This is a genomic window from Corallococcus sp. 4LFB (assembly GCF_046520365.1).
In the GTDB taxonomy this organism is placed as follows: Bacteria; Myxococcota; Myxococcia; order Myxococcales; family Myxococcaceae; genus Corallococcus; species Corallococcus caeni.
Genome location: NZ_JBKGHJ010000702.1, coordinates 1 through 3,299 on the forward strand (window position 1 = coordinate 1; position 3,299 = coordinate 3,299).

The window sequence follows — 3,299 nt, forward strand, 5'->3', positions numbered from 1 at the left end:
CGTGCTCACGACGCGCGCTCCGCGGCCCTGCCCCTGCTCGCGGTGCCCGCCACGGTGAAGCAGCCGCCGCGCACGCTGCTGCTCACGGGGGCGACGGGGTTCCTGGGCATCCACCTGCTGGCGGCGCTGGCCCCGCGCGTGGAGCGCATCCACTGCCTCGTGCGGGCCCGCGACGACGCGGAGGCCGGCGCGCGGCTTCGCGCCACCGCGCGCAAGTACGGCGTGCACCTGCCCTGGCGCGACGGGCGCATCCAGGCGGTGGCGGGCGACATCACCCGGACGCGGCTGGGCCTGGAGGCGTCCGTGCATGACGCCCTCGCGCTCCAGTGCGACGCGGTGGTGCACTCGGCCGCGAGCATCAGCTACATCCTGCCGTACGCGGACGCGGGGCGCCCAACGTCGCCGGCACGCAGCAGGTGCTGGCCTTCTGCGCGCACGGCCGCGCGAAGCCGCTGCACCACGTGTCCTCGCTCAGCGTCCACGGCGCGGTGGGCACGCTGCTGGGCCTGGAGGAGGTGGACGAGGACTTCGCGCTGGAGCGCTCGCTGGACCTGATGGTCTACGAGAACGGCTACACGCGGGCCAAGTGGGTCGCGGAGCGCATCGCCGTGGACGCGCGCGCGAGCGGCCTGCCCGTCAGCATCTACCGGCCGGGCTTCATCCAGGGCCACAGCCGCACGGGCATCGGCAACGCGGACGACATGCTGTGCCGGCTGCTGGTGGGCAACGCGCAGCTGGGCATGTCGCCGGACCTGCCGGACAAGTACTGGCTGCCGGTGCCGGTGGACTACGTGGCCAGCGCCACCGCGCACCTGGTGCTCACCCAGGCCCCGGGCGGCACGTACAACCTGGCGCCGGAGCGCGAGCAGGAGCCCTCCCACAACGCCCTCTTCGACATGCTGGGCGCGCACGGGCACCCGGTGCGCCGCGTGGCCCCGGCGGTGTGGCTGCGGGAGCTGGGGCGGGTGGGGCCGGACAACGCCCTCTTCCCGCTGGTCGCGTTCCTCCGGGAGAAGGTCTACCACGGCACCCGCACGGTGCTGGAGCTGCACCACCGCACGCCGCGCGTGCGCACCGACCACGCGCGCGCCGCGCTGGCGGGCACGGACCTCCAGTGCCCGGACATCGACGCGGCCCTGCTGGGCCGCTACGTGAAGGACCTGTTCGCGCGCCACCGCTGCGCGGCCATCGCCGCTTGAGCGGTGGCCGCGTAAGGTCAGTGGTGCGGCGGGGCCTTGGCCAGCCCGTCGGCGAAGCGGAAGTGGGCCACCACCGGCTGGTGGTCCGAGGACTCGGTGGAGCGGTCCACTTCAAAGAGGACGGGGACCAGCGTGCGCGTCGCGTAGAAGTTGTCGAAGCGCTTGCCCGTGGCGTGCACCACGCCGTGGCTGTCCGGGTGCGAGGTGAGCGTGGCGCAGTCCGCGATGTCCTGCAGCCGCCACCACGCGGGGCTGTGCTTGGGAATCTGGCCGGAGCTCAGCTCCGTGCGGGCGTGGTGCGGCGTCGTCAGCGAGTGGTCCGCCAGCCGCACGCGCACCGTCGCCGCGTGACACACCGTCTCCGGCAGGTCCTGCTCCAGCACGTGCAGCTCGTGGCGCAGGCGCGGATCCGCGATGTTGCCCACGCCGCGGTCCCCCACGGTGACGTTGTGCATGTCGTCGCCGTAGCGGAGCCGGAACTCCTCGATGGTGTCCGTGTCGTTGTCCTGCTTCGGGTGCAGCAGGTGCGCCACCAGCCACGAGCCGCCGCGCTTGATGGCGGTGTTGGCGTTGAAGTCGCCCAGCACGACGGCGGGGACGCCCTCGCGCCGGTGCAGGAGCGCGTTGAGCTGGCGCAGGTTGAGCGCGTTGATGGCCGGGTCTCCCAGCGCGTGGTGCAGGTTGTAGAGGTAGAGCGGGTGGCCCTCCACCTCCAGCTTCAACCAGAGCACGCCGCGGTCCTCCACCAGCTCTCCCGCGTAGCCCTGGCGCGCGATGGCGTCCGTGCGCTCGGCGTCGGTGAGGACGTAGGTGAAGTGCGCGGCGTCCACGATGGGATGGCGGCTGAGCCACGCCTTGCCGTTCACCAGCCGCGTGCCGTCGTCGCCGTCGCTGCCCTGGTAGGCCAGGTGGAAGCCGAAGCGGGACGCGAGCAGCACCGCCATGGGGACGCCCGCCTCCTGCAGGCCGATGACGTCCGGCATGCGGTCCTGGGCCTCCAGCTGGGTGAAGTACTCCAGCAGCGCCTCCTGGCGCTCGCCGCCCAGGAGGATGTTGTAGCTCATCACCGTGAGGCCCGGTCCCCGGGGCGCGCGCGGCGACGGGTGGTGCACGATGAAGGTGCGGCCGTCTCCCAGTCGGCGCTCGCTGGCGGGCAGCGGCACGGCGTGGAAGTCCGGCAGGGTGAGGGTGGGGTCACGTCTGGGCAAGATGTCCTCCTGCCCGCCCGGCTTGCGGCCGAGCAGGTGTCCCACGGCGGGCAGATGCTCCAGCACTTCGGGCATCTTCATGACGCCCTCTCCTTGCTGGGGCGCCCGGCCCGCGGGGTGACATGAGCGAAGGGGAAGCGATGTCGGGCGTCATGCCGTCGCGCTGTTGATTCCACCGAGCCTCCATCAGAAGTCCTCCGCTCAAGTTCGTGGCGACAGGCCACGTCCGCCAGCGTCATGCAGGGGACGGGCGGTCGGCTGGACGGTCGCCCTGCTTGCGCCGGGCATGAAAGTGGAGTCGGACGGTGCACCTCCGGCCCGCGTGGATTCGCCCCGGTCACGAGGCGCGGGTGGTTAGATGGACGGGCGATGAAGGAACTCGATGACCTCCTGCGGGCCTGCGGGCGCGCCTCCGGTCCGGTGGTGCTGGCGACGGTGGTGGCGGTGTCCGGCTCGTCCTACCGGCGCCCGGGTGCTCGCATGCTGATGGGCGCGGACGGCTGGCTCGCGGGTGGGGTGAGCGGCGGGTGTCTGGAGGGCGACCTCGTGCGCAAGGCCTTCTTCTGGACGTCGGAGGGGCCGCGCGTGCTGCGCTACGACACCACCGGCGACACCGCGGAGGACGAAGGCGGCCTGTCGTTCGCGCTCGGGTGCAACGGGGTGGTGGACATCCTGCTGGAGCGCTGGGAGCCGGGCTCTGGTGACGCGCTCAGCTTCGCGGCCGAGGCGCGCAAGCAGTCACTGCGCGCGGTGGTGGCCACGGTGTACCGGGGGCCCGCGGACGCGGTGGGCCTGCGGCTGATGCTGCGCGAGGACGGCGTGTCGGCGGGGAGCCTCAAGGGCGCGCTGCTCGAACCGGTGCGCGCGGCGGCGACGGAAGCGCTGGTGCGCG

At 72.8% G+C, this 3,299-nt stretch carries 2 protein-coding genes and 1 pseudogene; 2 read left to right on the forward strand and 1 reads right to left on the reverse strand.

Annotated features, from left to right (window positions below; translation table 11 throughout):
* Positions 1–54: 54 nt before the first annotated feature.
* Positions 55–1,199 (forward strand): annotated as a pseudogene (locus ACLEQD_RS39820) (thioester reductase domain-containing protein).
* A 17-nt stretch (positions 1,200–1,216) separates the two neighbouring features.
* Here the strand turns inward: ACLEQD_RS39820 and ACLEQD_RS39825 are convergent.
* Positions 1,217–2,488, reverse strand: a complete 1,272-nt coding sequence (locus ACLEQD_RS39825) for an endonuclease/exonuclease/phosphatase family protein (protein ID WP_410391142.1) — start codon at positions 2,486–2,488, stop codon at positions 1,217–1,219.
* Positions 2,489–2,776: 288 nt separating this feature from the next.
* Between ACLEQD_RS39825 and ACLEQD_RS39830 the strand changes: the two genes are divergently transcribed.
* On the forward strand, positions 2,777–3,299 hold a 523-nt coding region (locus ACLEQD_RS39830), incomplete at its 3' end, for an XdhC family protein (protein WP_410391143.1).

Bases quoted from the DNA above. Each gene is read 5' to 3' on its own strand.
- ACLEQD_RS39825 (WP_410391142.1), bottom strand. From the start codon at position 2,488: ATGAAGATGCCCGAAGTGCTGGAGCATCTGCCCGCCGTGGGACACCTG.